The 5,175-nt window shown below is 61.8% G+C and carries 6 protein-coding genes; 1 reads left to right on the top strand and 5 read right to left on the bottom strand.

Translation table 11 applies throughout. From position 1 onward, the window contains the following. On the top strand, window positions 1-831 hold an 831-nt coding region (locus Q4P21_RS02190; RefSeq protein WP_303387230.1), incomplete at its 5' end, for a cysteine desulfurase family protein. A gap of 45 nt (window positions 832-876) precedes the next feature. Here Q4P21_RS02190 and Q4P21_RS02185 read toward each other — a convergent pair. The 5 genes from Q4P21_RS02185 to Q4P21_RS02165 all read right to left on the bottom strand — a co-directional run bounded on the left by Q4P21_RS02185 (window position 877) and on the right by Q4P21_RS02165 (window position 5,067). After that, the gene (locus Q4P21_RS02185) at window positions 877-1,716 is read right to left on the bottom strand and encodes a polyphosphate polymerase domain-containing protein (RefSeq protein ID WP_303387229.1); all 840 of its coding nucleotides are present in this window, start codon (window positions 1,714-1,716) and stop codon (window positions 877-879) included. Next, window positions 1,713-2,459, bottom strand: a complete 747-nt coding sequence (locus Q4P21_RS02180; protein ID WP_303387228.1) for a DUF4956 domain-containing protein — start codon at window positions 2,457-2,459, stop codon at window positions 1,713-1,715. The genes Q4P21_RS02185 and Q4P21_RS02180 overlap by 4 nt, the downstream gene beginning before the upstream one ends. 96 nt (window positions 2,460-2,555) lie before the next feature. Beyond that, window positions 2,556-3,218 (bottom strand): response regulator transcription factor, encoded by a 663-nt coding sequence (locus Q4P21_RS02175; RefSeq protein ID WP_207346371.1) that lies wholly within the window; start codon window positions 3,216-3,218, stop codon window positions 2,556-2,558. Between the two features lie 27 nt (window positions 3,219-3,245). Continuing rightward, on the bottom strand, window positions 3,246-4,676 hold the full coding sequence (locus tag Q4P21_RS02170) for a cell wall metabolism sensor histidine kinase WalK (RefSeq protein ID WP_303387227.1): 1,431 nt from the start codon (window positions 4,674-4,676) through the stop codon (window positions 3,246-3,248). Then, on the bottom strand, window positions 4,663-5,067 hold the full coding sequence (locus tag Q4P21_RS02165; protein WP_303387226.1) for a hypothetical protein: 405 nt from the start codon (window positions 5,065-5,067) through the stop codon (window positions 4,663-4,665). The genes Q4P21_RS02170 and Q4P21_RS02165 overlap by 14 nt, the downstream gene beginning before the upstream one ends. Window positions 5,068-5,175 lie beyond the last annotated feature (108 nt).

The following is a 5,175-nucleotide window of genomic DNA, read 5'->3' as shown; positions in this document are numbered from 1 at the left end:
GAGCACGACGCCGGGCACCCCCTGGGTAGGGCAGCTGGGGACGGGCGCGGGGCAAATGGCGATGGTAGCGAAGCAGGGTCCCCTGAAGTGCAGGGATCCGATGTTGCCGTGGCTGCCATCATGTACGCCAATAACGAGGTGGGCACCGTCCAGGACATTCCGGCGTTGGCCGCCGTCGCCGCCGGCATGGGCGTTCCGTTCCACACCGACGCCGTGCAGGCTGCCGGCTGGCTCAGTCTGGATGTGCGTGAATTGGGCGTGGACTCGCTGGCCGTATCGGGGCACAAGCTGGGAGCACCCAAGGGTGTGGGATTGCTGTACTTGCGCGGCGGTGTGCCGTGCGAGCCCCTCGTGCATGGCGGTGGTCAGGAACGCGGAACCCGCTCCGGCACTGAAAACGTGGCGTTCGCCGTCGCACTGGCCACGGCATTGAACCTGTCAGCGGCGGGTAGGGTTGCCGGATCCACCGGGACTGCCGAAGTACGTGACCGCTTCATTGGCCAGATCCTGGAAAGGGTGCCGGGCGCTCTACTGACAGGCCACCCAGTGCGGCGTCTACCGGGGATTGCTTCATTTTGCCTGCCCGGCACCAGCGGGGAATCAGTGCTCCTGGAACTGGAACGGCGAAGCATCATCTGCTCCTCCGGCTCAGCCTGTGCGGCCGGCTCGGACGAACCTTCGGAAGTGCTCACGGCCATGGGGATTGAACGTTCCGTGGCACAAACGGCGTTGCGCTTTAGTTTCGGTGCCGATACAGGCGCCGCTGCTCTGGACACCGCCGCCGACGAACTGGTGGCGGCCGTGGAAAGGGTCAAGGCACTAGGACGCTGACCCTTCCCGGGCGTTGCGGTTTGCAGCTTTTAGCTACTCAGGCGCTCAGGCTGTCAGAGTTTGAGTTGCGTGCGGGCCCGGAACTGCGACACGCTGCCAGGAGAAGTTTTCCCGCAGCAGCCTACTCCAACGGTTGGCCGGCAACTTCGGGTGCAACATGGCGATGCCCACGCAGTACTTGCTCATGCTCACGTCCCGAATGCCCATCTCCGCCAAGACCCTGTCCGCGACGCCACGGCCATCGGCGGACTTTGTCTCCACCACCACCATGTCGGGGCCAGCCACTTCCTGGCTGCGGTCACGGCACAACAGCTGCACATCGAGGGTGAGGCGTTCCTGACTGATGGGGTTGACCAAGGTGCCGCGGTGGTAGTCAATAGCCATGACAGGTTCCAGCGCAGGCATGGGAAGCCCATACTGGGTGTCCAAAAGCTCGCTCAGGAAATTGCGCGCATCAGCGTTCATGCGGTTCCGATCCTCCAAGGGGTAGCGGATGCGGTGTTTGTCCGTCTCCCCGCGCAGCCCCTTCAACTTCGTCTCAAACATGCACAGCCCCGAGTCGAGGTAGGTGCGGCTGCGGACCTTGTAGCGACGCCGCCGTCCCTGCCGGTGGGCCCGGAACTGGTCGAAGTCGGGCGTGTCAAAGTACGTGGAGCTGTAGCCGAAAACCCGCCTACCATCAATGTCCATAACCCGAAAGTCATCATCCAGCCGGTCGATCAGGGCGGCCAGCTCTTCCGCCGTCAGGAGGAATTTCTTGTCAACGCGGCGCTGTAGTGCGGCCTCCTCATTGACTTCCGCCAAGCTGATTGGCCCCCGGCGCTCCAGACTGCGCTCCAGCACATCGGCGCAGCTGACGTGAGCGTTGTGGTGTTGGTGTCTCATGAACGTGTTCCGCTGTAGTCATAAGGGGCTTCAGCGGTCAACGGGGACTGGGTGGGTGCATTGGCTGGCGCCGCCGGGTAGGCCGAAGAGGAAGGGTAGGCAGAGGAGGCGCCGGGGTGTGGAGCGGCGATGAGGGAGTTGCTCTCGTCTTGTTGCTGGCGGGAAAACATTTCCCGGAACTGCTTGGGCGCCTTTGCTGAAGCGCTCTTATAACGAACGTCAGCGATGGTCAGGTCACGGACCATGTCCAGGGCCACAACTTCAATGCGCATGACCTTGGCACCGAGCAGTGTTTCCAGGGCCTGCTTCAGTTCTGCTTCGTTGGCGTAGCCACGGTCCAAGGTGATGGTCTGACGGCGGGTACTGGGCGAGATCCTCGGGTGGTCGGCAACGTACAAAGTAGCGACCAGGACTATGGACAGGACAGGGGCCAGCCAGGCCGGGTCAGGGTGCAGGCCGTTGAGCAGCCCCAGCACCAGAGCGGCAAAGTAGTAGCCGATTTCACCTTGGGTGAGGGTGTCCGAGCGCAGCCGGATGATGGAAAGTACGCCGAACAGTCCCAAGCCCAAGCCCACGCCAACGGCGCTGCCGGTGAGCAGTATTGTCACCATCATGATGCCCACGTTCAGGCACACATAGGCCAAGGCCAAGTCGCGGCGGTGGTAGCGGGGGAAGTACACCGCATAGACGAGCGTGATGATACAGATCAAGTTTGCGGCCATTGCCACCCAGAGGGCTAACATGGTTCTCCTTATGTTCGAGTGAAGTTTGCTTGCGTTCACTCTTTCGCACCCATATGAGACGAAAAGGAGATGCACATGAGAGCACTCTCATGTGGCTTAGTTGGTGCGCATCCGGTATCCCATGCCGCGGACTGTCTCGATGCGTTCGGCACCCAACTTTTTTCGCAGGTAGCGGATGTACACATCCACCACGTTGGAGCCGGGGTCAAAGTCAAAGCCCCAGACCTGGGAGAGGAGCTGTTCCCGGGACAGCACTTGGTCCCGATGGCGGCACAGGGTCTCGGCAAGCGCAAACTCGCGGGCGCTGAGATCCTTGGGCACGCCGTCGACCAAGGCCCTGCGTGTGCGCAGGTCAAGGCTGAGGCCGCCTGCCTTAAGGATGCTCTGGTCCTCCAGGACATGACTGCGCAGACGCAACCGCACCCTGGCGAGCAGTTCTTCAAAGGCGAAGGGCTTCGGCAAGTAGTCATCGGCACCACCAACCAGCCCGGCGACCTTGTCATTGACGGAGCTGCGAGCTGAGAGGATGATCACGGGGATGTCCACGCGTTCCTCGCGCAAGCGATGAAGAACCGTCAGTCCGTCCACGTCAGGCAGTCCGATGTCAAGGATGAGCAGGTCGTGGGATCTGGACGAGGCTTCTTCATAGGCGGACTGGCCGTCGCCGACCACTTTCGTGACAAAGCCCTTGCTGTTGAGGCCCTTTTGCACAAAGGTGGCGATGCGTTCCTCGTCTTCGACAATCAGGATGCGATTCATGGGGGTCTTCCTGCCGAGTGGTTGTCATCATGGCTGGCCGGACTCATCCAAGCCTTCCGGACGGAGCAGCGGCAGGGAAATTTCAAAGGTGCTGCCGGCACCCTTGATGCTTTGCACACGCACCTTGCCGCCGTGTGCGTCCACAATGGAGTTTACAATGGACAGCCCAAGTCCGGCGCCTGGGGAAGTGCGGCGCGCGGTGCCGCGGCGGAATCGTTCGAAGATGCCTTCCTGCTCCGCCTCGCTCATGCCGGAGCCGGTGTCCCGCACCCACAAGACCAACGAGTCCGCCAAAATGCGTGATCCCATCCCAATGGTTCCGTCCGGAGGAGTGTGTGCAGCCGCATTGGTGGCCAACTGCATGAGCGCCTGAGTCAGCCGCTGCCCGTCCGCCAGCACCGGACCTTCAGCGAGCTCGTCGAGAACCCAATGCTGCGGACCCAGCATGCGCGCCTTTGCCAAGGTATCGACGAGAAGGTCCATGACTTCCACCTCTTCGCGGACAATGAAGTCCGGCTGTTCGGCTTTTGCCAGTAGCAGCAGGTCGTTGACGATCCTGCTCATCCGGTCCAGTTCATCGGTGACAAGGGCTATGGTCTCGTTGCGCTCTTCGGGGGAATCTCCCATCATCTCCAACTGCCCGCGCACCACGGTGATGGGTGTGCGCAGTTCGTGTCCGGCGTCGTCGACAAATTGTTGCTGGGTGGTGAAGGCCGTTTCCAATCGATCCAGCATCCGGTTGAAAGTGCTGGCCAAAGCTGCGACGTCGTCACGGCCCACCACTTCGATTCTGCGGCGTAGGTCAGTTTCGGTGATGGACTCTGCTGCTTCGCGCACCAGCCGAACAGGGGAAAGGACGCGGCCGGCGATGAACCAGGCGGCCAGTGCGGCACCCACCAGGGCCAACACGCTCGCGACGGCGAAGATGCCCAGGGAACTGTACAGGGGTTGGGACAGGGCGCTGCGGAACTGGACGTAAACGAGCGTCCCGGAATGTGAGTCTCCCACAACGCTGACGGGTATTGCCGCGTATGCGGCTTCGCCGGCAGCCGTTTGCAACGTTCCGTGGGTGGGGGCGGAATGGTGCGCAAGACGGGCCATGAATTCCGCATCCAAATCCAGGCGGACGGGAGGATCCGCCTGGGTGCGGCGGTGGGGTGCCCCATCCAAAAGTGAAAACTGGGTTTCCATCGGATACGTGGCTGTGTCCTGCATGTACCGGGTCAGGAGTTCATCCACGGTGTGCTGATAGCGGCCCGAAGGGGAGACGGAGAAGGCGCGGAAACTGTCAGCGGCGTGGGTCAGCCGGTCGGCCACCAGCGCGTCGGTCTTGGACGAAAGTACCTGCGCTGACCACATGAGAGAGGCACTGAAGGCGGCTGCCAGCAACACCACCATGGCCCCGATGATGCGACCCCGGGCGCTCAGCGCGCGGCGGCTTCCCTTAACGTTGGTCATAATACTGCTTGTATCCGTAGCGGTATCTGTTGTTGGAAGAGTCATAATCATTGACGTCGTCGTCCGGGTCGTCCAGCTCATCCGGGTCGTCCAATTCGTCCTGTTCATTCAAATCGTCGACATCAGCGTCGTCGCAGTCGTCGTCGGACCCGGCGATGACTACACACGGTGGGACTGGTACGGCTCCTGGTGCGGCAGTTTTCAGTGCTGTGGGCTTTGGCGAGCGGGTGCTGGATGGATTCAAAGCCGGGCCCGGCACCGGCAGCGGCGTGACAACTATGGAATCGCCAAGTTCCGGTTCGGAGCCGGACGCCAGCAGCGCTGTGGCGGTCAGGATGCTGGCCAGCAGGAGGCCAATGAAGGAGAGAATGATGAAGCGCGGGACATGCATTCCTCAACCATGCCTCATTAAAACGCCGATCCACATGAAATGAAGATGACAGTTCTCTCATCATGACCGCTGCAGAGGCGGCTCAATGCACCGCAACGGGTGTGCCTG

This window comes from Arthrobacter sp. (genome assembly GCF_030540645.1).
Lineage (GTDB): Bacteria > Actinomycetota > Actinomycetes > Actinomycetales > Micrococcaceae > Specibacter.
This window is presented reverse-complemented; position numbering and strand designations above follow the sequence as displayed.